The 25347-nt window shown below is 58.3% G+C and carries 18 protein-coding genes; 5 read left to right on the top strand and 13 right to left on the bottom strand.

Features of this window, described 5'->3' with window-relative positions:
• The first annotated feature begins 5 nt into the window (after positions 1 to 5).
• On the top strand, positions 6 to 779 hold the full coding sequence (locus MXM41_RS05530; protein ID WP_325930398.1) for an ABC transporter ATP-binding protein: 774 nt from the start codon (positions 6 to 8) through the stop codon (positions 777 to 779).
• 55 nt (positions 780 to 834) lie between these two features.
• Here MXM41_RS05530 and yegS read toward each other — a convergent pair whose 3' ends face one another.
• From yegS to ycgZ, 5 genes are all read right to left on the bottom strand, one after another.
• On the bottom strand, positions 835 to 1734 hold the full coding sequence (yegS, locus tag MXM41_RS05525; RefSeq protein ID WP_325930397.1) for a lipid kinase YegS: 900 nt from the start codon (positions 1732 to 1734) through the stop codon (positions 835 to 837).
• An 830-nt stretch (positions 1735 to 2564) separates the two neighbouring features.
• Positions 2565 to 3926 (bottom strand): tRNA 5-hydroxyuridine modification protein YegQ, encoded by a 1362-nt coding sequence (yegQ, locus tag MXM41_RS05520; RefSeq protein ID WP_325930396.1) that lies wholly within the window; start codon positions 3924 to 3926, stop codon positions 2565 to 2567.
• Between the two features lie 183 nt (positions 3927 to 4109).
• Positions 4110 to 4388 carry a biofilm development regulator YmgB/AriR family protein gene (locus MXM41_RS05515; protein ID WP_325930394.1) on the bottom strand — a complete coding sequence of 93 codons (279 nt, stop codon included), beginning with the start codon at positions 4386 to 4388 and terminating at the stop codon, positions 4110 to 4112.
• 38 nt (positions 4389 to 4426) lie between these two features.
• Positions 4427 to 4744: a hypothetical protein gene (locus MXM41_RS05510; protein ID WP_325930393.1), complete on the bottom strand. Its 318-nt coding sequence runs from the start codon at positions 4742 to 4744 to the stop codon at positions 4427 to 4429.
• Positions 4745 to 4881: 137 nt separating this feature from the next.
• Complete coding sequence (gene ycgZ / locus MXM41_RS05505) at positions 4882 to 5121, bottom strand: regulatory protein YcgZ (protein WP_325930392.1); 240 nt, start codon at positions 5119 to 5121, stop codon at positions 4882 to 4884.
• A 303-nt stretch (positions 5122 to 5424) separates the two neighbouring features.
• On the opposite strand from ycgZ, the gene MXM41_RS05500 reads away from it, so the two are divergent.
• Positions 5425 to 6645, top strand: a complete 1221-nt coding sequence (locus MXM41_RS05500) for a diguanylate phosphodiesterase (protein WP_325930391.1) — start codon at positions 5425 to 5427, stop codon at positions 6643 to 6645.
• 114 nt (positions 6646 to 6759) lie between these two features.
• Complete coding sequence (locus tag MXM41_RS05495) at positions 6760 to 7503, top strand: MerR family transcriptional regulator (protein WP_325930390.1); 744 nt, start codon at positions 6760 to 6762, stop codon at positions 7501 to 7503.
• A gap of 37 nt (positions 7504 to 7540) precedes the next feature.
• Here MXM41_RS05495 and baeR read toward each other — a convergent pair whose 3' ends face one another.
• The 7 genes from baeR to yegD form a co-directional block, all read right to left on the bottom strand.
• Positions 7541 to 8266 carry a two-component system response regulator BaeR gene (gene baeR / locus MXM41_RS05490; RefSeq protein WP_325930388.1) on the bottom strand — a complete coding sequence of 242 codons (726 nt, stop codon included), beginning with the start codon at positions 8264 to 8266 and terminating at the stop codon, positions 7541 to 7543.
• On the bottom strand, positions 8263 to 9666 hold the full coding sequence (gene baeS / locus MXM41_RS05485) for a two-component system sensor histidine kinase BaeS (RefSeq protein ID WP_325930387.1): 1404 nt from the start codon (positions 9664 to 9666) through the stop codon (positions 8263 to 8265). Before baeS ends, baeR begins: the two co-directional genes overlap by 4 nt.
• Positions 9663 to 11078, bottom strand: a complete 1416-nt coding sequence (locus MXM41_RS05480; protein ID WP_325930386.1) for an MFS transporter — start codon at positions 11076 to 11078, stop codon at positions 9663 to 9665. The genes baeS and MXM41_RS05480 overlap by 4 nt, the downstream gene beginning before the upstream one ends.
• Positions 11075 to 14155 carry a multidrug efflux RND transporter permease subunit MdtC gene (gene mdtC / locus MXM41_RS05475; protein WP_325930384.1) on the bottom strand — a complete coding sequence of 1027 codons (3081 nt, stop codon included), beginning with the start codon at positions 14153 to 14155 and terminating at the stop codon, positions 11075 to 11077. Before mdtC ends, MXM41_RS05480 begins: the two co-directional genes overlap by 4 nt.
• Positions 14156 to 17281: an MdtB/MuxB family multidrug efflux RND transporter permease subunit gene (locus MXM41_RS05470; RefSeq protein ID WP_325930383.1), complete on the bottom strand. Its 3126-nt coding sequence runs from the start codon at positions 17279 to 17281 to the stop codon at positions 14156 to 14158.
• The gene (locus MXM41_RS05465) at positions 17281 to 18513 is read right to left on the bottom strand and encodes an MdtA/MuxA family multidrug efflux RND transporter periplasmic adaptor subunit (RefSeq protein ID WP_325930382.1); all 1233 of its coding nucleotides are present in this window, start codon (positions 18511 to 18513) and stop codon (positions 17281 to 17283) included. The genes MXM41_RS05470 and MXM41_RS05465 overlap by 1 nt, the downstream gene beginning before the upstream one ends.
• 197 nt (positions 18514 to 18710) lie before the next feature.
• Complete coding sequence (gene yegD / locus MXM41_RS05460) at positions 18711 to 20063, bottom strand: molecular chaperone (protein ID WP_325930381.1); 1353 nt, start codon at positions 20061 to 20063, stop codon at positions 18711 to 18713.
• 133 nt (positions 20064 to 20196) lie between these two features.
• Here yegD and alkA point away from each other — a divergent pair, with 133 nt between their 5' ends.
• The gene (gene alkA / locus MXM41_RS05455) at positions 20197 to 21063 is read left to right on the top strand and encodes a DNA-3-methyladenine glycosylase 2 (RefSeq protein ID WP_325930380.1); all 867 of its coding nucleotides are present in this window, start codon (positions 20197 to 20199) and stop codon (positions 21061 to 21063) included.
• Here the strand turns inward: alkA and MXM41_RS05450 are convergent.
• Entirely contained in the window at positions 21031 to 24360 is a 3330-nt protein-coding gene (locus MXM41_RS05450) for a diguanylate cyclase (protein WP_325930863.1), read from the bottom strand. The genes alkA and MXM41_RS05450 overlap by 33 nt on opposite strands.
• A 343-nt stretch (positions 24361 to 24703) precedes the next feature.
• On the opposite strand from MXM41_RS05450, the gene udk reads away from it, so the two are divergent.
• Entirely contained in the window at positions 24704 to 25345 is a 642-nt protein-coding gene (gene udk / locus MXM41_RS05445) for a uridine kinase (protein ID WP_032612454.1), read from the top strand.
• Positions 25346 to 25347 lie beyond the last annotated feature (2 nt).

Genomic DNA, 25347 nt, shown 5'->3' with positions numbered 1-25347 from the left:
CAAAGATGATCGAGGTAAAAAACCTGAATCTGGCTTTCGGCGAAGGGGAAAAGCGCAGCCAGGTTCTGTATGACGTCAATATTAACGTCCAGCCGGGGGAAATTTACGGTCTGGTGGGTGAGTCAGGATCCGGCAAAACCACGGTGCTGAAGTGTCTCGCCGGTCTTTTTACCCACTGGGAAGGGGCGCTGGCAATCAATGGCCAGGCGCTGGAGCGGCGCATCAGCCCGCAGCGCTGTCGTCTGGTGCAGATGGTGTTTCAGGATCCGTACGGTTCGCTGCATCCCCGGCACACCATCGGCGATATTCTGGAGGAGCCGCTGCAAATTCACGGCATCAACGATCGGGACCGACGTATTCACGGCCTGCTGGATAAGGTCGGCCTCAATCGTGCCTTCCGTGACCGCTATCCGCATCAGCTCTCCGGCGGCCAGCGCCAGCGCGTGGCGATTGCCCGGGCGCTGATCCTCGAGCCGCAGGTGCTGCTGCTCGACGAGCCCACCTCGGCGCTGGATGTGTCCGTACAGGCGGAGATTTTAAACCTGCTGGCGGAGCTGCAGCGCGAGTCGAAGCTCACCTACCTGATGGTGACTCACGACCTGGGTGTAATCGCCCATCTCTGCCAGAAGGTGGCGGTAATGCAGTACGGCAAAATTCTGGAAACGCTGACGGTGGATGACCTGGTCGCGGGGCAGGCCAAAACCGATTATACGCGCATGCTGGTCAACGCCAGCCAGCAATACTCCCGCGAAATGGCGAGGGAGGTGGCGATATATTAGTGCGGTTTATTTGCGCCCTCTCCCTGTAGGGTGAGGGCGCAACCACCCCGTAAACTCAGCGCAGAAGCGGACAATCCGGCGGCAACCGGCACTGAATCGCCCCCGGCAGCAGCGCGATGCGGAAATGGTCGCCGCTCAGCGGTTCGCCATCCAGGTTAAAGGTCATCCCGTGCGGAGCCTGGATTTCAAACCATGCCGACTCGCCATCGACCAGATGCGGATTATCCTCCGCTTTGGTCAGGGTGGTCAGCAGGGCAGGGAGCAGTTCATCGCCGGTAATGATACGCACCCCGAGCAGCCCGTCATTGATCAGTGCCTCCGGGCAAAGTTGCTGTCCGCCACCCGCCTGACGGCCATTACCGATGCCAATCACCAGGGCATTCCCCTGCCAGTGAAAGTTCTCGCCGCGAATTTCGCACAAATCTGGCTTAAGGGTATCCAGTCGCGCCAGGCCGTGGAGCAGGTACGACACTCCGCCCAGCGCGGCTTTCAGTTTTTCCGGCGTTTCGCTGGTGATGCGGGTGCCAAACCCGCCTGTCGCCATATTGATAAAGCAGGTTTTATCGTTCACCCGGGCAATATCGACCGCCGTGGCTTTACCGGCAATAGCCAGCTGCAAGGCCTTATCAAGCGCCTCCGGGATACCGGCGCTGGTGGCAAAATCGTTGGCGGTGCCGAGCGGCAGAATACCCAGTGCCGGGCGGTGGTCGCCCGACAGGTTAATCAACGCGGTCGCGACCTCATTAATGGTGCCATCCCCCCCGCCGGCAATCACCGTCTCGACCCCCAGCCTGCGGGCTTCATCGATATAGCGTGCCGCATCGCCTTTTTCCCAGGTGACGCGAACGTGGATCTGAACGCCTTCGTCGCGTAACAGTGAGACCGCCTCGCGCAAAAGATCGTTGCCCGCGCTTTTACCATTGAGAATTAATAAACTTGCCGGATAGGTCGCCATCCACGTTGCTCCTGTGCTTATCTTCCAGAAGTGTATCGCAGCGCGGGAAAAAGCGGGTAAGAAGAGGATGAAAGGCGAAAAAATAAATGAGTGGCGAGGCAAATTTTCGCCACTCGGCCTGAACCTTTAGGTCGTTATTGCGCCATACGGGCATAAAGCAAAGAAACAGTGCTGGCGATGCGCGCAGCGGGTAACCAGCGCCCCCTCGTTGCCAGGGCAGCCTGAATTCTCCAGAAATGATGACCAAAGCCTGGTGTTATAAGGGAGTGTTCGAAGAATGTGTAACGTTCTGATTTTGCCGTCAACGGCGATACCGAAGGGACTTGTGACAAGAACCGATCCGATGCTGATAAAGTAATCTCCTTTGTACCAGATTATCAGCCTGAGATTTTTAACGGTGAGTACGTGTATAAAGATTGTTCCAGTACGAGGGCAAACCATCCTGTTTTCAACCACCCAGTACATATTATCGCCTCCTCTCTCCTTAAGTTAAATTTCATTCGAAAGAAGAATAGCATTGGTTTTATGAATGGATAACCTAACTTTAATAGATTGAAGTTTTTAGGAACTTTCCGCTATTAAACTGAAATAAATTTACACAAAGGCGATTTTTGCACGAGGAAGAGACGGCATCAGACAGGGAAGTGGGGGATTTCAGACAAAAAAATTAGCCTGCGTAAGGGAGATTACTCAGGCTAAGGAGGTGGTTCCTGGTACAGCTAGCATTTATGGGTTATGTTTTTCAGCGTAATCAATAATACCCGTATCAAACGCAGCGGTATGTGATCGAATTCTAAGAATCGTCTCATACCAAAAAATAACCCTGTTCATTACTTCACGTGCGGCGCCTGGGTGTTCTCACCGTCAAAGTTACGCATCAGCAACGCGTAATCCAGGGCGATCTCTTCCGGTACCGGCAGCCAGACGGTATGACCATCCCCCGGCGCGACGGAGACCGACTCGCCCTTGCCATTCTCCATGTGCTCCAGGGTAAAGTTGATATTGCCCTGCGGAGTCATCAACTCCAGGCTGTTGCCCACCAGAAACTTGTTTTTGACCGCCACCGCCGCCAGGTTGCCCTTGCGCTCGCCGGTGAACTCGCCGACAAACTGCTGGCGATCGGAAACTGAATGGCCGTATTCGTAGTTCTGGTAATCGTCGTGGGTATGACGACGCAGAAAACCTTCGGTATAGCCCCGGTGCGCCAGCCCTTCCAGGGTTTGCAGCAGGGTGCTGTCGAAGGGTTTACCTGCGGCTGCATCGTCGATGGCCTGACGATAAACCTGAGCGGTACGCGCGCAGTAATAATAGGATTTGGTGCGGCCTTCAATCTTCAGGGAGTGCACGCCCATCTGGGTCAGACGCTCAACGTGGGCAATGGCGCGCAGATCTTTAGAGTTCATGATATAGGTGCCGTGCTCATCTTCGAACGCGGTCATGTATTCACCCGGGCGCTGGGCCTCTTCAATCATGAACACGCTGTCGGTCGGGGCACCGATACCCAGCGTCGGCTCAATGTTCTGCACCGGTATAGGCTCGTGTTTATGCACGATGTTACCCACTTCATCCTGCTTGCCTTCCTGGACGTTATATTCCCAGCGGCAGGCGTTGGTACAGGTCCCCTGATTCGGGTCGCGCTTGTTGATGTAGCCAGAGAGCAGGCAGCGGCCGGAGTAGGCCATGCACAGAGCACCATGGACGAAAATCTCCAGCTCCATGTCCGGCACCTGAGTGCGGATCTCTTCGATCTCGTCCAGCGACAGCTCGCGGGACAAAATCACGCGGGTCAGTCCCATCTGCTTCCAGAATTTTACCGTCGCCCAGTTCACGGCATTCGCCTGCACCGAGAGGTGAATGTCCATCTCCGGGAAATGCTCCCGCACCAGCATGATCAAACCCGGATCCGACATAATCAGCGCGTCCGGCCCCATCTCCACCACCGGCTTCAGGTCGCGGATAAAGGTTTTCAGCTTGGCGTTATGCGGTGCGATATTCACCACCACGTAGAATTTTTTACCCTGCGCGTGGGCTTCGTTGATGCCGAGCTGCAGATTTTCGTGGTTGAATTCGTTATTGCGCACGCGCAGCGAGTAGCGCGGCTGGCCCGCATAGACGGCATCGGCGCCATAGGCGAAAGCGTAACGCATATTTTTCAGCGTTCCCGCCGGGGAGAGGAGTTCCGGTTTAAACATGTTAGTTCTCGTTCTGATGACAGGTCAGATGCGCACACAAGATGGGCGCCGGGAGGAGATCCCATACTTTAAGGGCGGGCATTGTAACGCTGCGGGGGAGGGAGGTAAACCGTTGTGATACCCTTGAGATAAGGAAACGCCGACAGCAGGACAGTACTGTCGGCGTTTAATTCAGCGGAGTGCTCAGAGGTCGTCCTGGGTATGGTCGACAATAATTTCCAGGGTTTTACGGATGATATCCGCGCGGACTATATCGCGGGTTGTTTCGATTTCGTGGATTAACCGTAAAATAATCGCTTTGTTAGTCAGCGGTTCCTTCGCATCCAGAATGGCGCCTGTCACAGCCTGAAGCAGCGCCCACTCTTCGGCCAGCAAACCGCCAGCACTGCGAAAGTAGTTGGACAATGCAGCATTTGGCAGTTCATCGTAAAAGTCATTTTTCTGGAGCATAGCCTGGCTCATAGTGTCACACCGGTTTAGTTTGAATGTTAATGGTGCAGTTAATGCTTATTCCTGTTGGCTTGCGGGCTATTGCCAAACAGGGGGTACACATTGCTGCTGCTGTGCCGACCATCCGTGTCCCACGCCTGTTGTTCACTTTTGGTATTACGCCGGGCACCTCCTTTCCCATCATTGGAAATTTCCAAAATAATTTGGGAAAGTACGTTCCGACGCTGTCCGTCCTGCTCTGCCGATAACATCTGTTGCAGCCTCTCCAGCAAGAGCTTCATGCTGACAGGGCCGTTATCTTTCAGCAAAGAAAGAGTGGCTTCGCCAATAAGTTCATCAGTCAGTCGTTCATGGTCACTTCTGTTCATAACTACGTCTCTGTCACCGCATCCTCCGTCAGGGAGAAACACGGCATAAAGTCAGTCTGTAGCGACAGTATAAAAAATCTGTCCCGGAGAAAAAACTGACTCAAAAAACAAGGTAATTAGCTGCTACGGGTCCGGGCTTAGCGATCAAACAGCAAGCCAACCAGTGTCTGGTAACGGCTCTCCTCTTCCTGATCCGTTGCCTGCTCCATCCGGTACAGAAGCCGGGTGCAGATCGCTTTTCGATTCAGGATTTTTCCTTCCCGTAGAATTTCAACCACAATTTGTCCCAGCGTTTCCTGCTGAGAAGGCTGGTTTGCTTTATTAAAGTATTGGGCAATGGCATTGGCTGTGTTCGGTGTGTACCCGTTCTCGCGCATATGTCACTCCTGAAATCCGCTGTATTTAAAAGGTTAATATCTTGTTAACTTGTAAATACTGTACACATTAATTGTACAAGTTAACAAATATATTTTGATCATTATGTGCTAATTGTTAATATTCAATGCCTTGCGTAAGATTATTTTTGTAAATACAGCTTAAAAGATTGTACATTATCGACGATAATCGACATTCTTGCGGGTACAGGTGACGGGTATTTTCTCGTTCGGGCAGGCTTATAAGACGCAAAGCCAACCATCTGATACTGTGGACTTTCATTCACCTCCTCTATTGGAATCCCTATGCTCACTACCATCATTTACCGTAGTCACTTTCGTGACGACGTCCCGGTTACCGTGCTGGAAGACATGGTTGTTGCAGCAAACATAAAAAACAGAGAGGCCGACGTTAGCGGCATTCTTCTGTTTACTGGCAAGCTCTTTTTTCAGCTGCTCGAAGGACCTGAGGAGAATGTAAGAGCCATTTACCGCGCGATCTGTGAAGACCCGCGCCACCACAATGTGGTGGAACTGTTGTGCGATTATTCCCGCGCCCGACGCTTCGGCAAGTGCGGCATGGAGTTGTTTGATTTGCGCCACTATGACCGTCACGAGGTGCTGCAAAACGTGCTGGATAAGGGCACCACAAAGTACCAGCTTACCTATAACGACAGGGCGCTGCACTTCTTCAGAACCTTCGTCGAGGAGAGCGAAAAAGAGAACTACTTTGAACTGCCTTCAGGGGACCATTGGGTGTTTGTCCCGGACAACGCACACCCCAGCGTACGCTCTCTGCCGGGGCGTTACAGCGACACATGCAACTTCGCGTTTCAGCCGATTATCGATCCGCTGGCCCGCGAAATTGTCTCCCTTGAAGCGCTAATCCGTACCCCGCAAGGGGAGCATGCCCAGCGCTGGTTTGAAGGGCTTGAGGGGGACGCTGTTTATGAAGCCGACCTCAAAAGCAAAAGCGTCGCCTTTGCCATGGCAAGCGCGCTGGGACTGGGGGAACAGAGTCTGTCAGTGAACCTTTTACCTATGACGCTGGTCAATATCCCCAATGCGGTTAGCTATCTGATTCAGGAGATAGAGGCCAACGGGCTGGTGGCCGAGCAGATCGTGGTGGAGTTCACCGAGCATGAGGTTATCTCCCGTCTTGATGAGTTCACCGGTGCGGTGCGCGAGTTAAAAGCTGCGGGCATCGGCGTGGCCATCGATCACTTCGGCGGCGGTTTTGCCGGGTTATTGCTGCTGGCGCAGTTCCAGCCAGACAGAATTAAGATTAACCGGGACCTGATCCGCGACGTGCATAAGAGCGGTCCGCGGCAGGCGATTGTGCTCGCCATTATCAAATGTTGTACAGCTTTAGAAATACTGATCTCTGCGGTAGGTATCGAGCAGCCAGAAGAGTGGATGTGGCTCGAATCTGCAGGTGTTTCCCAGTTCCAGGGACACCTGTTTGCCCACCCTGAACTGGCTGGGATCCCGCCAGTTTCGTGGCCTGAGCCGCGCGAGGAGGTTTAGCGCCAACCTTCACCGGGCAGTGATACAATTCTGTTGTACAATATAACGAGTTGTACAGCCCGGTGAGATTCGTTACCTTGAACAATGAATATATCGATCAGGCATGAGGAATCGATGGCCTTTTACAGTATTGGCGATGTGGCAGAACGCTGCGGCATCAACCCCGTCACCCTGCGTGCGTGGCAGCGCCGGTATGGCCTGCTAAAGCCGCAGCGCAGTGAAGGCGGACATCGACAATTTGATGACGACGACCTCCAGCGCATTGAGGAGATCAAGCGCTGGATTGAGCGTGGCGTACCGGTTGGTAAGGTTAAGGCCCTGCTGGATGGGGACAAAACCCCCGAGCCGGGAGACTGGCATGTGCTGCAGGAAGAGATGATCGGCACGCTGCGCCAGGTCAGCCCGGCAAAATTACGCGCGCAGATCGCGATTTTTTGTCAGCACCACTCTGTGGATGCGCTGGTAGACCATGTCTTTATCCCCGTGCGGGACACCCTCAGTCTCGACCATGCTACCGCGCGCGTCATGGGCAGCCTGCTGGACGGTATTCTGATCGAGCAGGCGGTCACCAGCCTGACCGAATCGCGTACCAAAGCGGGCAGGGATGCGTTGCTGATTGGCTGGGGTGTTGAGGACCGTACCCGGCTGTGGCTGGAGGCGTGGCGACTTTCGCAGCGGGGCTGGCGCATCAACGTGTTTGCTGAACCCCTTGAATTACCCCATCCGGAGTTCTTCCCGGGGCAGCATATCCTCGTCTGGGCGGGTAAGACCTTATCAGACGAACAGCGCCAGCAGCTGGAGCACTGGCAGAAACAAGGTTATATCATTACGGCACACGGGGCGGCTGACGCCGTCTGATGCCACTACCCGCCGCAGCGGGTAACTTTCTCACCAGTCATCCACCAATCCGGCACGCATCCGCTTCCCAGCGATAACCCACGCCATACACTGCGCGAATAAACGACTGATCGGCATCGAGCGCTTCGAGCTTGCGGCGCAAATTTTTGATATGGCTGTCGATGGTGCGGTCTGTCACAACCCGATAATCATCATACAGGTGGTTCAATAGCTGCTCGCGGGAGAAAACTTTACCCGGCTCGTTAGACAGGGTTTTCAGCAGGCGGAATTCTGCGGGGGTCAGATCCAGCAGTTTGCCACGCCAGCTCGCCTGAAAACGACTCTCATCAATAATTAACGGACTTTCAGCGTCCAGCGCCTGCAGCTCACGCTGCGGTTTGCAGCGGCGCAGAATCGTCTTCACCCGGGCTACTACCTCACGCGGGCTGTAGGGTTTGCAGATGTAATCATCGGCGCCAATCTCAAGCCCTAACAGGCGGTCGATCTCTTCGATTTTGGCGGTCACCATCACAATCGGCACTTCGGAGAAGCGGCGGATTTCGCGACACAGGGTCAGGCCGTCGGTGCCTGGCAGCATCAGATCAAGCAGGATCAGATCCGGCGGGGTCTGGCGCACATAAGCGAGCACCCGATCGCCGTGATCGATAAGCGACGGGGCATAGCTCGCCGCCCGCAGATAGTCGATTAATAACTGCCCAAGCTTAGGCTCGTCCTCCACAATCAGAATGCGGGGGGTATTTTCGTCAATGGGTAACTCAGTCATGCTTCTCTCGATAAATCGCGTTCCAGCGGTAACTCTACTGTAATGCTAACCCCGCCAAAAGGCGAATGGGCGGCGCGAAGGGTGCCGCCGTGGGCTTCAACGATGTTCACGCAGATTGCCAGCCCCAGCCCGGAGCCGCCGCTGGCGCGGTTGCGGGAACCCTCGGTGCGGTAAAAACGCTCAAACAGCTTGTTGAGCTGTTCATCAGAAACGCCGGGGGCGGTGTCGGCGAAGGTCAGCGCAAAGCGTTGCTCTTCACATTTGCCGGAGATCCGCAGTGCCCCGCCCGCATCGGTATAGCGCAGGCTGTTTTCCAGCAGGTTGTTGAACAGCTGCATCAGCCGATCGCGATCGCCAAACACCACCGCATTGTCCGGTAGCGACAGTTCAATGCGTAAATCGCGGCTGGCAAAACGTTCCCGAAAGGCGCCGCTGGCCACTTCCAGAATATTAATCACATCAACAGGCGCTTTCTGATAGGCCAGCGCCCCCTCGTCGGACATCGACAGCTGATGGAGATCGTCCACCAGCTTGGTCAGGGTGCCGACTTCCGCCTGTAAGGAGGCGACGGATTCCGGCGTAAACTTGCGCACCCCGTCCTGGATTGCCTCCAGCTCGCCGCGCAGCACCGCCAGCGGGGTGCGCAGCTCGTGGGAGATATCGGCCATAAAATCCCGGCGCATCTGCTGGTTCTTCTCCAGCGTGCTGGCGAGCTGGTTAAAATCCTGCGCCAGCTTGCCCAGCTCATCCTGGCTGCGGGTATCCACGCGGGTAGAAAAATCCCCCGCCGCCAGCTGGTGAGTCCCTTCTACCAGTCGTTTAACCGGTGCCAGCAGGCCGCGCGCCAGCGGGAAGGTCGCCAGCGCAGCCAGCAGGGTGGAAAGCGCCACAATCAGCCAGCTGGTCTGGCGCTGCTGTCTGTCAAAGTTGATATCGGTGTTACGCGTCAGCCGTTCAACGGGGGAGGCGATCACCCAGCCAACGGCAGCACCGTTCACCGTGATGACCCGCTTAGTGCCGTCCGGCGGCACCGGCCCGCGCGGCCCCACCAGCACCCGCAGATTCTGGTCAATCACCCAGAACTGGGTACGCCAGCCGTGCGGCGGCATGCCGGGGCCGGGGCGATCGTCGTCGGTGTCGTGTTCCAGCGAGCGCAGGATCTGGAAGATAAAACGGTCGTTATTGCGTAAAAAGCGCCAGTTGCCGTGCAGGGCATACTGCTCGGCCAGAGCATCGCTCAGCCCCTGCAGACGCTGCTCGTTGCCGTGTTTGATGTAGTCGATAAAGCCGCGCTCAAAGCTGACCCGCACCGCCCAGTGCATGGTGATCAGCAGCACGATACAGGTGGCGAAAATGGCCAGAAACAGCTTGCCGGTAATACCCGGTCGCCAGAACTTCATGGTTCACTCCTTTTGCGCCGCCTGATGACGACATTCTTGCTGATATCATCCGGAACCCGGGCAAAAATAAAGGCTGGCAGGGCGATAATCAGCGCCATGCTCAGATAGGTGTAGAGGAACACCTGATGGACAGCGGCGCTGTCGGCGGTCAGCTGGTGCTGGCCGTACATGCCCAGCAGCAGCCCGGCGATGGTGACGCCCACGCTCATCGACAGCTGCATGATCATCGACAGCAGGCTGTTGCCGCTGCTCGCCTGCTCATCGGGAAGATCTTTCAACGTCAGGGTGTTCATGGAGGAGAAGCGGATAGAGTTAATCATCCCCTGGCAGAACAGCACCAGCGGCAGGACGTAGTACCAGCCCAGCAGCGCGACGCCCATAAACAGCAGGCTCACCAGCGCCAGCCCCAGCGTAGAGGCCACCAGCACCCGGCGATAGCCAAAGTAGTTGACCACCTGTACCACGATGCGCTTCATTCCCATGCTGCCGAGCACCATGGGGATCATCATCAGCCCGGCGTGAAACGGCGAAAAGCCGAGCCCAATCTGCAAAAAGATCGGGGTCATAAACGGCAGCATACCGCTGCCGATCCGCCCGGCCAGGCTGCCGAGCAGCCCCAGGCGGTAGGTGGTGTTCTGAAACAGCGTCAGGCTGAACAGCGCCCGGTCGTTACCCCGGGCATGCCACAGATACCACAGAATCGACACCACCCCGATCGCCACCAGCCCCGCCAGCGCGAGGGGGGAGATCCCGAGTCCCTTTTGTCCGTCCAGCGCCAGAGTGAGCGTCGCCATACCCGCCGCCAGCAGGAAAAAGCCCACCAGGTCAAAGCGCCGGGTCTGCATTTTGTAGTTTGGCATCAGGCTCAGGGTGGCAATCGCCCCGATAATGCCTACCGGTAAGTTAATCAGGAAGATCCAGTGCCATGAGGCGTACTCCACCAGCATCCCGCCGAGGGCCGGACCCAGCAGCGGGCCCACCTGGCCTGGCAGGGTAACGAAGGTCATCGCCGCCATGTACTGCTCGCGCGGGACAATCTTCATCACCGTCAGCCTGCCCACCGGTACCATCATCGCGCCGCCGACCCCCTGCAGCACCCGGGCCATCACCAGTTCGTTCAGCGTCTCCGCCCGGGCGCAGAACAGGGAGCCTGCGGTAAAGAGCACAATGGCGGTAAAGAAGATGTTGCGCACGCCCACCTTGTCCGCCAGCCAGCCGCTGGCGGGCAGCATTACCGCCACCGTCAGCACATAGGCGACAATCACCATATGCATATGCAGCGGGCTCTCCCCCAGGCTTTTCGCCATCGAGGGGAGGGCGGTGTTGACGATGGTCGTATCCAGCGACTGCATAAAGAAGCCGAAGGCGACAATCCACAGTTGCCAGCGAACGTTAGCGGGAAGATCGGTCATGAGTCAGTTACCGTCTCTTTGTGGTTACGGGAAAAGCGCACCCGCAGGCGATCGAAGAACAGATAGACCACCGGGGTGGTGTACAGCGTCAGCAGCTGGCTCATCACCAGCCCGCCGACAATGGTGATCCCCAGCGGCTGACGCAGCTCCGCGCCGTCGCCGCTGGAGATAACCAGAGGCAGCGCGCCGAACAGCGCCGCCAGGGTGGTCATCATGATCGGGCGAAAACGCAGCAGGCAGGCCTGGAAGATGGCCTCCTGCGGGGTCATGTTGCCGTTACGCTGCGCCTCCAGAGCAAAATCCACCATCATGATCGCGTTTTTCTTCACGATGCCGATTAACAGCATAATGCCGATTAACGCAATCAGGCTGAATGGGGCGCCGAACAGCTCCAGCGCCAGCAGCGCGCCCACCCCCGCCGACGGCAACGTAGAGAGAATGGTCAGCGGATGAATATAGCTTTCATACAACACCCCAAGCACGATATAGACCGTGGCGATGGCCGCCAGAATCAGGATGACCTGCGATTTCATGGTCTCCTGAAACACCTGGGCTGTGCCGGCGAAGCTGCCGCGCACCGAGGAGGGCACGCCAAGCTGGGTCATGGTACGGTTGATGGCGTCGCTGGCTTCCGACAGTGACGAGCCGGTCGGCAGGTTAAACGACACGGTCGAGGCCGCTGACAGCCCCTGATGGTTAACCGACAGCGGCGCGTTAGCGGGCTGCCAGCGGGCGAAGTAGGAGAGCGGGATCGCCTTGCCGTCGTTATTAATCACAAACATCTTGTCCAGGGCGCTGATATCCTGGGTATAGCGCGGATCGACTTCCATCACCACCTTGTACTGGTTCATCGGCTGATAAATAGTGGAGATCTGCCGCTGGCCGAAGGCGTTATTCAGCAGGCTGTTCGCGGCGCTGACGTCAATGCCCAGCCGCGACATGGTTTCGCGATCGTAGGTTAAGGCCATCTCCGCGCCGTTATTCTGGCTGTCGGAGTTGACGTCCGCCAGCTGCGGCAACGCCGACAGCGCCTTGCGGATCTTCGGCTCCCACTCCCGCAGCGCGGCGAGATCGTCCGACAGCAGGGTGTACTGATAGCTGGCGTTAGACTGTCGTCCGCCGACGCGGATATCCTGCACCGCTACCAGGAACATATTCGCCCCCGGCTCTTCCGCAAGTTTTACCCTGAGGCGGTCGATCACCTGCTGCGCGGTTTCGTTACGCTCGTCGCGGGATTTCAGGGTGATAAACATCATCCCGCTGTTCACCCGCGACCCGCCGGTAAAGCCGGTGACGTTATCCACGGCTTTGTCTTCGCGGATGATTTTCATGAAGTCCTGCAGCTTGCCGCGCATCGCCTGGAAGGAGATGCTCTGGTCGGCCTGGATCCCGCCCATCAGCACCCCGGTGTCCTGCTCCGGGAAGAAGGTTTTTGGAATGGTGATGTACATCCAGACGTTGAGGGCGATAGTGCCAACCAGCACCAGCCCGACGATCCGGGTGTGGCTCAGCACCCACTTCAGCGATTTGCCGTAGCCCGCCTGCAGGGCCATCAGCATCCGGCCAAAGCCTTTTTTGCGCGGCTGCGACTGGGGCGGGCTGCGCTTCAGCATCCAGCCGCACATCATCGGCGTGAGCGTTAACGACACCAGCAGCGAAATGCCGATCGCCACCGACAGCGTCACCGCGAACTCCCGCAGCAGACGCCCCGGCAGGCCGTCCATCAGCAGCAGGGGCAGGAATACCGCCACCAGCGACAGGCTCATGGAGAGCACCGTAAAGCCCACCTCCCGGGTGCCCTGCAGCGCCGCCTGCAGCGGTTTCATCCCCGCTTCAAGGTGGCGGGAGATATTCTCCAGCACCACGATGGCGTCATCCACCACAAAGCCGGTGGCGATGGTCAGGGCCATCAGCGACAGGTTGTTCAGGCTAAAGCCGCACAGATACATGGCGGCAAAGGTGCCAATCAGGGAGACCGGCACGGCCACCGCCGGGATCAGCGTCGCGCGCCCGGAGCGCAGGAACAGGAACACCACCAGAATGACCAGCGCTACCGAGACGATCAGCGACTGCTCCACCTCCTCCAGCGAGGCGCGAATGGTGGGGGAGCGGTCCTGGGCAATCTGCAGATCGATGGCCGCCGGGATGGTCTCCTGCAGCTCCGGCAGACGCGCGCGGATGCTGTTCACCGTCTCAATGATGTTGGCTTCCGGCAGCTTGCGGATCATCAGCAAAATAGCCGGTTTGGCGTTGGTCATCCCGGCGTTGCGCACGTCCTGCACCGAGTCGGTGACGCTTGCCACGTCGCTTAAGCGCACCGCCGCGCCGTTGTTGTAGTGGATGATTAAGGGCTGATACTCCGCCGCGGTTTTCAGCTCATCGTTGGTCTGGATCTGCCAGCGGCGGCTGCCATCCTCCACCGAGCCCTGCGGCCTGCGCACGTTGGCGTTGCTGATGGCGCTGCGCACGTCATCCAGTGAGACGCCCTGATTAAACAGCGCCTGCGGGTTAAGCCCCACGCGCACCGCGGGCAGGGAACTGCCGCCGACGTCCACGTCGCCCACGCCGTCAATCTGGGCGATAGTCTGCGCCAGCTGGGTGGAAGCGAAGTCGTACAACTGCCCCTGGGAGTAGGTGTCCGAAGTGAGCGTCAGGATCATGACCGGCGCATCGGACGGGTTGGCTTTGCGGTAGGTTGGACGGCTCGGCATGCCGCTTGGCAGCAGGCTTTGCGCGGCGTTGATCGCCGCCTGCACGTCCCGCGCCGCGCCGTTGATGTCGCGGTCAAAGTTAAACTCAAGAATGATACGCGTGCTGCCAAGCGAGCTGCTGGAGGTCATCTCGTTGACCCCGGCGATGCGCCCGAGCGAACGCTCCAGCGGCGTCGCCACCGATGACGCCATGGTCTCCGGCGAGGCGCCCGGCAGCGAGGCGCTGATCATAATCACCGGGAAATCCACCTGCGGCAGCGGAGCCACCGGCAGTAGCCGGAAGCCCAGCACGCCGCACAGCGTAATGGCGAGCGAAATTAAAATCGTCGCCACCGGGCGGTAAATGAAGAGGGCGAAAAACTTCACTTACGCCTCCTCTTCTTCACGTTTCGGGAAGCGGCTTTTACTCCACAGGGCCAGGCGGTCAAACAGCAGATAGATAACCGGCGTGGTAAACAGGGTTAACACCTGGCTCACCAGCAGGCCGCCCACCATACCGATACCTAACGGACGGCGCAGTTCGGCCCCCACTCCGGTACTGAGCATCAGCGGCAGGGCGCCGAGCAGCGCCGCCAGGGTCGTCATCAAAATCGGGCGAAAACGCAGCAGGCAGGCCTGGAAAATGGCGTCGCGCGGTGACATCCCCTGCTCGCGCTCGGCAGCGAGGGCAAAGTCGATCATCATGATGGCGTTCTTCTTGACGATGCCGATCAGCAGGATAATGCCGATGATGGCAATCACGTCCAGCTCGCTGCCTGCCAGCATCAGCGCCAGCAGGGCTCCCACCCCTGCGGTAGGCAGGGTAGAGAGGATGGTGATGGGATGAATAAAGCTCTCATACAGCACGCCCAGCACGATGTACATCGCCACCACCGCGGCCACGATCAGCCAGATAGTGCTGCCAAGCGCCGCCTGGAAGGCGAGGGTACTTCCCTGGAAGTGGGTCTGGATATCGGTCGGGAAGCTGAGGCTTTTTTCCGTGTCGGTAATGGCCTGGATCGCTTCGCCCAGTGAATAATCATCCGGGACGTTAAACGAAATGGTGGTGGACGGGAACTGATCCAGATGGTTCACCGCCAGCGGTGTATAGCGCTCCTCTACTTTGGCGATAGCGCTGAGCGGCACAATGCCGCCGCTGCTGCTGGTCAGACGCACCGAATCGAGCGCCGCCAGCCCCGGGGTCTGGCGGGTGTCGTGCTCCAGCACCACCCGGTACTGGTTGGCCTGGGTGTAGATGGTGGAGATCAGACGCTGGCCGAAGGCGTTGTAGAGCGCGTTATCGACATCCGCCATGGTGATGCCCAGGCGGCTGGCGCTGTCGCGATCGATGTTGATGTAGGCCGCCAGCCCCTGGTCCTGCCAGTCGCTGCTGACGTCGGAGAGCTGCGGCAGCTGCTGTAGCTCATTAACCAGCTGCGGCACCCAGGTGCTGAGCGCGTCGAGGCTGGTGGCCTGCAAGGTAAACTGATACTGGGTACGGCTTACCGTGGTGTCGATAGTCAGATCCTGGGTCGGCTGCAGGTACAGCTCGACGCCGGGTACCTTCGCCACCGCCTGCTGTAACCGCTCGATCACGGTGTTAACCCGGTCGTCACGATCGTCCAGCGGTTTGAGGTTAATTTGCAGGCGAGCGCTGTTGAGCGACGGGTTTGTGCCATCAACGCCGACAAAGGCGGTCAGGCTCTCCACCGCCGGATCTTTCATGATGACATCGGAGACGGCCTGCTGGCGCTGGGCCATACTGGCGAACGACACCGACTGCGGTGCCTGCAGAGTGCCCTGGATAATGCCGTTATCCTGGATCGGGAAGAAGCCTTTTGGGATCATCACCCACAGCAGCATGCTCAGGGCCAGGGTGCCGAGCGCCACGCCGAGGGTCGCCCACGGATGGTTCAGCACTTTTGCCAGCAGGCGACCATAGGCGGCAATGATCCGCTCGAACATCCGCTCCGAGGCGCGGGAAAAGCGGTTCTGCTTACGCAGGGATTCATGGCTCAGCATGCGGGCGCACATCATCGGCGTCAGGGTCAGGGAGACCACCGCCGAAATCAGGATCGCCACCGCCAGCGTTACCGCAAATTCGCGGAACAGGCGACCGACGATATCGCCCATAAACAACAGCGGGATCAGTACCGCAATCAGCGAGAAGGTGAGCGAGATGATGGTAAAGCCAATCTCACCGGCCCCTTTCAGCGCCGCCGCCAGCGGTTTTTCGCCTTTTTCGATATAGCGTGAGATGTTCTCGATCACCACGATGGCATCATCCACCACAAAGCCGGTGGCGATAGTCAGGGCCATGAGCGTCAGGTTGTTGATCGAGAAGTCGAGGAATACCATCACCGCGAAGGTTCCGACCAGCGACAGGGGCACCGCCACGGCGGGAATGATGGTTGCCGGGACGTTACGCAGGAACAGGTAGATGATCATCACCACCAGCGCAATCGCCAGCATCAGTTCAGACTGAGTGTCGCTTACCGAGGCGCGAATGTTGGTGGTGCGATCCGAGAGCACCTTAACGCTGACCGATTTTGGCAGGCTGTCGATAAGCGCAGGCAGCATGGCGCGAATGCTGTCGGCGGTATCGATGATATTCGCCCCCGGCTGGCGCTGGACGTTCATCACGATCGCCTGCTGCTTGTTGGCCCATGCGCCGAGCCAGCTGTTTTCCGCCCCTTGCTCAACGGTTGCCACATCGCCCAGACGGATCGCCGCGCCGTTCTGATACGCGACAATCAGCTGGCGATATTCATCCGCAGACTGCATCTGATCGTTGGCGGAAAGCGTTACCGCCCGGGTCGGGCCATCAAGGGAGCCTTTCGCCGAGTTGACGTTAGCGTTGCTGATGGCGGTGCGGATGGTTTCGCTGGTCAGCCCCAGAGAGGCAATCGCCTGGGCGTTCAGCTTAACGCGAACCGCCGGGCGCTGACCGCCGGAAAGCGTCACCAGCCCGACGCCGGAGACCTGGGAAATCTTCTGCGCCACGCGGGTTTCGACCATGTCTTCCACCTGGATCATCGGCATGGCGGAGGAGGTGACGGCGAGGGTCATGATCGGCGGATCTGCCGGGTTGACCTTGCTGTAGACCGGCGGGTTAGGCAGGTCGGACGGCAGCAGGTTGGTGGCGGCGTTGATCGCGGCCTGCACCTCCTGCTCGGCGACATCCAGCGACAGACTAAGCTGGAACTGCAGCGTCACCACTGACGCACCGCCGGAGCTCTGGGAGGACATCTGCTTCAGGCCCGACATCTGCCCAAACTGGCGCTCCAGCGGGGCGGTAATGGCCGAGGTCACCACGTCCGGGCTGGCGCCAGGGTAGAGCGTCACCACCTGAATGGTGGGGTAATCCACTTCCGGCAGAGCGGAGACCGGCAGGAAGCGATAGCCGATGATCCCCGCCAGCAGAATGGCCACCATCAGCAGCGTGGTGGCGACAGGGCGCAGGATAAACAGACGTGACGGCCCGCCTGTGGCGCTCGGAGGCATCACCTGCATCAGGCATTCTCTCCCTGTTTTTTATGCTCGCGTTTCACCGGCTGAGCTGGCGTGTCGGTGTGGGCTTCCACTACTTCCACTTTCGCCCCTTCGGTCAGACGGTCAATGCCGTCGGTGACCACCCGGTCGCCTGCCGACAGGCCGGCGGCGATCACCACGCTCTGGCTGTCCTGAATGCCCGCTTTCACCAGATGTTTACTGACTTTGTTGTCGCTGTTCAGTACCCAGACGAAGTTGCCTTCGTTACCCATCTGCAGCGCCGCGGTCGGGATCACCACCGCGTTCTCTTCGGTAGCGACAAGCATTCGGGCGTTAACAAACTGGTTCGGGAACAGGGCATCGTCCTGATTGTTAAAGCGCGCTTTCAGCTTAATGGTGCCGGTGGTGGTGTCGATCTGGTTATCGAGGCTCAGCAGGGTACCGTCGCTCAGCTTTTGCTTGTTGGCCCGATCCCAGGCTTCCACGGTTAACGTCTGGCCCGATTTCTGCGCCTGGACAACGGTGGCGATATCGCTTTCCGGCAGGGTAAACACGAGATCGATGGGGTGGGTCTGGGTCAGTACCACGATGCCGGTAGTATCCCCGCTGGAGATCTGGTTGCCGATATCCACCTGCTTTAAGCCCACGCGCCCGTCGACAGGAGCGGTGATGCGGCTCCAGTCGAGCTGCAATTGCGCGCTGGCCACGGCGGCCTGATCGGCTTTGATGGTCCCCATGCTTTCACTCACCAGCGCCTGCTGGGCGTCGAGCTCCTGGCGGGAAACGAGGTTGGTTTTCACCAGCTGTTGATAACGGGCCAGATCGCGGCGGGCATTGGCAAGGGTAGCGGTGTCTTTCGCCAGCTGCCCCTGGGCCTGCGCCAGCGCCACTTTGAACTGGCTGGGATCGATTTCAGCCAGCAGATCGCCGGCTTTCACCTGCTGCCCTTCCTTGAAGTGCAGGGCGATCAGCTGCCCGTCGACACGGCTGCGCACGGTAACGGTGTTGGCGGCGGTAATGGTGCCGAGGCCCGAGAGATAACGCGGCACGGATTTGCTGACCGCGGTAGCGGCCTGCACCGGCGCCAGCGCGCCGCCGCGCATCCCGTGGCGTCCACCGCCTGCCGGGCGCTGTGCCTGGCTTGTGGCGCCAGCCGGGGCCGGAGTCTGTTGGTGCCAGTACCACGCGGCGGCAAGGGCCACCACGATGATGCCAGCGGCGATTACCCAGCGGGTTTTATTACGGCCTTTCATCGTTATATGTTCTCGTCCTGAAACAGTGCGGAAAATAATACTAGTTTAGTGAGGCAATTGAGCGGAAAAATGGAGGAAATGTGGAACACTGTCGGGAATTGTCTGAATGGCACGGGCCATGGCCGGTGCGCTCTGCACGTCGGGTGGCGGTTTTGTTTATACCCTCTCCCCTATGGGGAGAGGGTTAGGGTGAGGGGCTAGCTGAACACCACCTGCGCCCAGCGGGCCAGCCCGGCAGTGACGGAGCCAAAATCATCGCCTCCGGCAATCGGGATGCCCGGTAACTGCTGCGCCAGCGCTTTTTTGATCAGCGGTGAACGGGCGCTACCGCCGGTCAGGTAGATCACGTCCGGCTTCTCGTTACCGTTATCCAGCGCCAGCTGCACCTGCTCAAGGATGCGCTGTAATGGCTGCGTCAGCGCCGTCTCCAGCCCCTGCTGGCTGATGGCCGTCGCCAGCTCGTCGCTGATGAACGGCAGCGTTACGGCGTGCTCTGCGGCCTCTGAGAGCGCAATTTTGCTCTCTTCGGCGCTGCGCACCACCCGGTAGCTCAGGCGCTGACGCCACACTTTATGCAGCAGTGCCACTTTGTCGCCGTCCTGAGCGTCACGTACCAGATCGTTCAGAAAACGACCGTTGGCGGCGCTGTAGAAGTCGCTCTGCGCTGGCACATCGTTGATCGCCACGGCGTTCCACCAGGGCAGGATCGGCAGGGCGGTGCCTTTTTCGGTCTGGCCGCCCATGCCGAGCAGCGGCATCAGGCTCCTGAAGGCGAGGGCAATATCCAGATCGTTACCGCCGATACGGCAGCCGCTGTGCCCCAGCAGGCTGCTTTCGCGGTCGCGGCGCGCGTGCCATTGCGGACCCATCAGCAGCAGCGAGCAGTCGGTGGTCCCGCCGCCAATATCCACCACCAGCACCCGTTTTTCGCCACTTAAGGTCGCTTCGAAATCCAGGCCCGCGGCAACAGGTTCGTACTGGAACACCACATCGCGGAAACCGGCACGCTGCGCGGCGCGCTCCAGAATGCCCTGCGCCTGCTGGTTCGCCTCATCGCCACCCAGCCCCTGGAAGTTGATCGGGCGACCAATTACCGCCTGGGTGATCTCATCCGTCAGCTGCGTCTGCGCCTGCTGGCGAATATGCAACATCATGGCGCAGACCAGATCTTCAAACAGCGCGACCTGCTGCGGCTTCAGGCCGCTGGCACCAAGGAAGGATTTGGGTGATTTAACGAAGTAGACTTCCTCTGGATCCTCAATGTAGTGACCCAGCGACGACAGACCAAACTGCACGCTGGCCGCCGTGACGTCGATATCCTCCTCGCGGTTAAAGCTGACCGCCCGGCGCAGCAGCGCCTGAGTTTCCGTGCCGGTGGCCGGAACCTGATGATGACGGTACAGCCACTCGCTCACCGCCTCGCGGGTCGGCGCGCAGAGCATCGACGGTAACAGCGTGCTGTTGTTTTCCATTTTCAGCAGCTGCGGCTGCCCGTTTTGCATCACCGCAACTGAACAGTTGGCGGTGCCATAGTCAAATCCGATAAACACTTCAGCGTCCCCATGCCATTGAGAAGGGGCGAGACTTTAGCGAAATGTCTGGCTGGCGACAACAGGAATATGAAAGCAAGGCGCAGAGGGCCATCTCCGTTTATGCTGTGACAGAATAAAATAAGGAGCGACGATGTTTACCCTGACCTGGCAGCCGCCCTACGACTGGCACTGGATGTTGAAATTTCTTGGCGATCGTGCGGTCGCCGGGATTGAAACTGTGACCCCTGACGACTACACCCGCAGTTTCGCCTGCCAGGGGCACCGGGGGCTGATCCACGTCACGCCGCATGCCGCCGGAACGCTGGAGGTGGAGCTCAGTGACGGACTGTTGCCCATCGCCGATCTCTGCCTGACGCGTATCACCCGCCTGTTCGATCTGCACTGCGATCCGCAGCAGATTGCCCATGTTCTGGGCTCCCTTGGCGACGCGCGGCCTGGCCTGCGCCTGCCGGGATCGATGGATACCTGGGAGCAGGGCGTGCGCGCCATCCTCGGGCAACTGGTCAGCGTCGCGATGGCCGCGAAACTGACTGCGAAGCTGGTGGCGCTCTGTGGCGAACCTCTGACGGAGGCGCCGGGATACCGCTGTTTCCCGGCGCCTGAAGCAGTGGCGCAAGCCGATCCGCTGGCTTTGAAGGCGCTGGGTATGCCGCTCAAGCGCGCAGAGTCGCTGATCCATCTGGCCCGATCGGTGGTGGCGGGGGATTTTCCGACAGAGGCACCAGCTGATATCGACAGCGCCATAAAAGCGCTACAGACCCGGCCCGGGATTGGCCGCTGGACGGCGAACTACTTCGCCCTACGCGGATGGCAGGCGAAAGATGTGTTTTTAGCGGACGATTATCTGATTAAACAGCGATTTGCCGGGATGACGCCGGCACAAATACGCCGCTATGCGGAACGCTGGCAGCCGTGGCGCTCGTATGCCCTGCTGCACATCTGGTACACCGACGGCTGGATGCCGTCAGTTGATGGCGAAGTAGCTGGAACTGAGTAGCAGCTCCAGCGGCTGCGGCTCGCCGATGGTGTTGCCGTAGATATAGTCGATGCCAATGCCGGAGAGCGTATCCATTATAATCGGCTGATTGCTCGGCCCGGCGATAGTTTTGATGCCCAGGCGCTGGGCGTGGCCCTGAACAATGGTGACCAGCATCTCATCCATCAGATTACCGTGGACGTTAGCCACCAGCTCAGGATCGAGAAGCAGGTAATCGGCCATCCGGGCGCTCAGGTGGTTGAACACCTCCATATCGCGGCCCACATGGCTCAGGATAATGCGGCATCCGGCCTGACGCAGCTTCTGCAGGTTATTGCGGGTGTTGTCATCATCCAGCGTCAGCACGCTGACGTGAACGATCAGATGCAGCAGCCGCGGCTGCAGCGGACAGGCGCGCAGCATCTCCAGCAGTTCATCTACCAGGGTTACGCTGGCAAGACCGGCCGTCGACAGCGGCAGGGCGACCCCGGTGCCTTTGTTGGTTAACGGCGTGGCAAAGTTGCGGAAAAACTCCTGCAAAATACGTCTGTCGAGGGCGTGAATCAGCTCCGGCTCCGCCAGCCCAGCCCGGAAGGTCTGCTCTTCCAGCATCTCGCCGTCGTTAGTCCACAGGCGCAGGGCGAGCATCCAGAAGGTGCTGCTTTCAGGAACGCGTGGCGAGGCGACGCTGCGGGCGATCATCAGCAAATGGTTGTCTTTTATCATGTGCCACTGCTCGTCCAGCGAGATGGTGCCCGGCACGTTCAGCATCCGCTCCTGCTGTGGTTCATAGACCGTCACCACGCCGCGGCCGTTGTTCTTCGAGGAGTAGCAGGCGATATCGGCCTGCGACATCACCTCTGAGGCCTGATTATTACGCTCGTCAATCTGGGTGATCCCGGCGCTGGCGCCGATGCGGTGCAGGCGGCCTTCCCACATAAAGTGATATTCGTTGATCGCGTCAATAATGCGCCCGGCAATATAGCGCGCGCTTTCGGTGTTGCAGTCCGGCAGCAGCAGGCCAAACTCATCTCCGCCCAGACGGGCCAGCATATCGGTGGAACGCAGCATGCTCAGCATCAGGGACGACAGCTCGCGCAGCAGCGCATCCCCCGCCGCGTGGCCTGCCGTGTCGTTAACGGCTTTGAAGCGGTCGAGATCGATAAACACCAGCGCATGGCGCTGACGTGTCTCCTGTACGGTGTGCAGCATCCGCTTAAGGAAGGCTTCGAAACTGACGCGGTTCGCCAGGTGGGTGAGAGCATCGTGCGAGGCGTTATAGCTCAGCTCGCGCAGCATTTTGCGCGATTCGGTAACGTCCTGTATGACCAGCACCGAGCCGATGTTTTGCCCGTCGAGGGTACTCAGCGCGGTGATGCTGTAGTGAATATCGTAGCTGCCGCCGTTGCGGTTGTGCAGCACCACATCCTGCTCAATGTCGCTGCGGGACATATCCCCGCTGTGGATGTTTTCCATCAGCGGGCCGTTATCGCCGAAGGTGATGTGCAGGACCGAGAGGATCGGCTGGGACAATGCCTCTTCCTGCAACCAGCCGCTCATCTTCTCCGCCACCGGGTTCATAAAGGTGACGTTCATATTGATATCGGTACAGAGCACCGCTTCGCCGATAGAGTCGAGGGTAATGTGCAGACGCTCTTTTTCCTGATATAGCGCCTCGTTCAGCTCTTTGACCTCGGTCATATCCATGTTGATGCCGAGCAGACGCTCCACTTCACCCTGTTTATTCAGCACCCGGTTCGCCAGGGTGCGAATATGGCGAATACCGTCTTTCACCCGAATGCGGAACTCCAGCTTGAACGGAACGCGGGCCGCCAGTGAATCACGCACCACCTGTTCCGCCATGGGGCGATCCTCCGGCAGCATGCACTCATGCCAGAGCTGCCAGGTGGGTTTAATGTGGGCAGGCACTTCGTACAGTTCGAACATGCGCTTATCCCAGCTGATGACGTCGGGTTTGACGTCCCACTCCCAGATGCCAATTCCGCCCGCTTCGTTAGCCAGCGTAATGCGCTCCATCAGGCGCTTATTAACCCATTCGGTATGCTTGAGGTCGTTAATATCTTCAACCTGGGCAATAAAGTAGAGCGGCGTGCCATCGGCGTGACGCACCAGCGACACCGCCAGCAGCGCCCAGACCACCTCGCCATTGCGGGTGTAATAACGTTTCTCCAGCGAGTAGCTGTTGATTTTGCCTTGCAGCAGCTGGTCCAGCTGCTCCAGATCGCTCTCTAAATCTTCCGGCCAGGTGAGCTGCTGAAAGCTCAGTGAACGCAGCTCGGACTGGCTATAGCCGAGGAACTGGCACAACGCTTTGTTCGCCTGCAGCCATTGACCGTCGGTGCTGACCAGCGCCATACCGATGACCGAATACTCCATCGCATTGCGAAAACGCTCTTCGCTCTCGGTGATGTGCTTACGCTCGGCGCGAAATGCGTACATCACCATAGTCATCACGTTGGCGGGCAGCAACATCATCAGGAACGGCAGCCACGGGGCGTTAATTAAGGCACCCAGATTCTGCGTCGTCAGCGGACCCGGATTTTTGGCAATCATTAACGACACCATCATTACCGTCACCAGGAAGACCAGGAAAGCTTCCAGACGCGGCAGCCGCACGGCGCTCCACATCAGCAGGACGATCATGGCGGTAAATGGCCAGGGTAAAAAATGCAGGGAGATCCAGCTCAGAAGCAGGGTTACCGCCATGGTCAGCAGGGTTTCGAACAGCAAGCGGGGATTACGATGGCGCAGCAGATAGTGCGGTTTGAACAGCAGGCCTAACGGCACCAGCGCCAGCGCGCCGATGGACTCTGACAGCACCCAGATCAGAAAACTGCGCAGCGGCTCCTCGCCCGGAACCGCCAGCCAGACCAGCACCCCGCCCAGCAGGGGAGGGATCAGGGCGCTGCCGATCGCCAGTCGGATCCAGTCGCCGAGATTCTGTAAGGGGTTGTAGCCGGGCAGTAGTTTGCGCAGCAGCAAGGCGCCGACAAACGCCTCGACGATATTGATGCCCGTATACCACAGATTGATCGCGTCCCAGGAGAAGATCAGCCAGGAGGCGAAGATATTACCGAAGGAGCAGGCGAGGGCGATACCGGGCCACATTTTGCCGGCGTGGCGGTAAAACGCCACCATCATAATGGAAGTCGGGAACCATAAAGGTGCCAAAAAAGTTCCGAAACGCGTTAACTCGAGCGAGAAAAGAGTGAAGATGAAGGTAACCAGTCCAAGACTGACAAGTCGTAGTAAAGGATGTGGCGTAGTTACCAAAACGCGCTGGTATTTTTTATTCATTACCGCTTTATCCGAAGACGCCATGCCGCCAGGAGTCAACTCCGGACGAGTTCATTTTTTAATTTCGATCATGCTAGTACAAACAATTTACAATTTATATGGTATGCGCTCATAAATTGACATCACAGAGTTATTAAATACTTATCCTGCAAAAAATTCATCGTTGGCGCTGGAAAAGTGACCGGGAAAATTTGCGCCAGGAATAAACTGCACGGACTTTGAACGCGTCTCGCATAACATTTCTATTCGGCTGGTATCAGGCCGATGAAATCCCTATAATTGCCGCGTTTGACGCTCAGGCGTCGTCCTTCCTTACATCCAGGTTACTCAGGTCGCAAAATTTATGACTGATAAGTCTCATCAGTGCGTCATCATAGGCATCGCCGGCGCATCGGCTTCAGGTAAAAGTCTCATTGCCAGTACGCTTTACCGTGAATTACGTGAACAGGTCGGTGATGAGCACATCGGCGTTATTCCAGAAGACAGCTATTACAAAGATCAAAGCCATCTGTCGATGGAAGAGCGTGTCAAGACCAACTATGACCATCCAAGTGCGATGGATCACAGCTTGTTATTCCAGCATCTTCAGGCGCTGAAGAACGGCACCGCCATTGAGCTGCCTGTTTATAGCTACGTTGAACACACCCGCCTGCAGGAAACCGTTCGCATTGCGCCGAAAAAGGTCATTATCCTCGAAGGGATCCTGCTGCTCACCGACGCGCGTCTGCGCGAATCCATGAACTTCTCGATTTTTGTTGATACCCCGCTGGATATCTGCCTGATGCGCCGCATCAAGCGCGACGTCAACGAACGCGGCCGCTCAATGGATTCCGTGATGGCGCAGTACCAGAAAACGGTACGTCCAATGTTCCTGCAGTTCATTGAACCGTCCAAACAGTATGCCGATATCATCGTGCCGCGCGGGGGTAAAAACCGCATCGCCATTGATATTCTGAAAGCGAAAATCAGCCAGTTTTTTGAATAACA

This window comes from Leclercia adecarboxylata, assembly GCF_035787115.1.
Lineage (GTDB): Bacteria > Pseudomonadota > Gammaproteobacteria > Enterobacterales > Enterobacteriaceae > Enterobacter > Enterobacter adecarboxylatus_E.
The sequence above is the reverse complement of the archived record's forward strand: the minus strand, read 5'-3'. Positions and strand labels throughout refer to the sequence as shown.

Bases quoted from the DNA above. Each gene is read 5' to 3' on its own strand.
- MXM41_RS05470 (WP_325930383.1), bottom strand. From the start codon at position 17,281: ATGCAGGTGATGCCTCCGAGCGCCACAGGCGGGCCGTCACGTCTGTTT.
- MXM41_RS05515 (WP_325930394.1), bottom strand. From the start codon at position 4,388: ATGAGCCAGGCTATGCTCCAGAAAAATGACTTTTACGATGAACTGCCA.
- alkA (WP_325930380.1), top strand. From the start codon at position 20,197: ATGTTTACCCTGACCTGGCAGCCGCCCTACGACTGGCACTGGATGTTG.
- MXM41_RS05500 (WP_325930391.1), top strand. From the start codon at position 5,425: ATGCTCACTACCATCATTTACCGTAGTCACTTTCGTGACGACGTCCCG.
- MXM41_RS05480 (WP_325930386.1), bottom strand. From the start codon at position 11,078: ATGACCGATCTTCCCGCTAACGTTCGCTGGCAACTGTGGATTGTCGCC.
- baeS (WP_325930387.1), bottom strand. From the start codon at position 9,666: ATGAAGTTCTGGCGACCGGGTATTACCGGCAAGCTGTTTCTGGCCATT.
- MXM41_RS05495 (WP_325930390.1), top strand. From the start codon at position 6,760: ATGGCCTTTTACAGTATTGGCGATGTGGCAGAACGCTGCGGCATCAAC.
- yegS (WP_325930397.1), bottom strand. From the start codon at position 1,734: ATGGCGACCTATCCGGCAAGTTTATTAATTCTCAATGGTAAAAGCGCG.
- MXM41_RS05530 (WP_325930398.1), top strand. From the start codon at position 6: ATGATCGAGGTAAAAAACCTGAATCTGGCTTTCGGCGAAGGGGAAAAG.
- baeR (WP_325930388.1), bottom strand. From the start codon at position 8,266: ATGACTGAGTTACCCATTGACGAAAATACCCCCCGCATTCTGATTGTG.
- udk (WP_032612454.1), top strand. From the start codon at position 24,704: ATGACTGATAAGTCTCATCAGTGCGTCATCATAGGCATCGCCGGCGCA.
- ycgZ (WP_325930392.1), bottom strand. From the start codon at position 5,121: ATGCGCGAGAACGGGTACACACCGAACACAGCCAATGCCATTGCCCAA.
- yegQ (WP_325930396.1), bottom strand. From the start codon at position 3,926: ATGTTTAAACCGGAACTCCTCTCCCCGGCGGGAACGCTGAAAAATATG.
- MXM41_RS05510 (WP_325930393.1), bottom strand. From the start codon at position 4,744: ATGAACAGAAGTGACCATGAACGACTGACTGATGAACTTATTGGCGAA.
- MXM41_RS05465 (WP_325930382.1), bottom strand. From the start codon at position 18,513: ATGAAAGGCCGTAATAAAACCCGCTGGGTAATCGCCGCTGGCATCATC.
- MXM41_RS05450 (WP_325930863.1), bottom strand. From the start codon at position 24,360: ATGAATAAAAAATACCAGCGCGTTTTGGTAACTACGCCACATCCTTTA.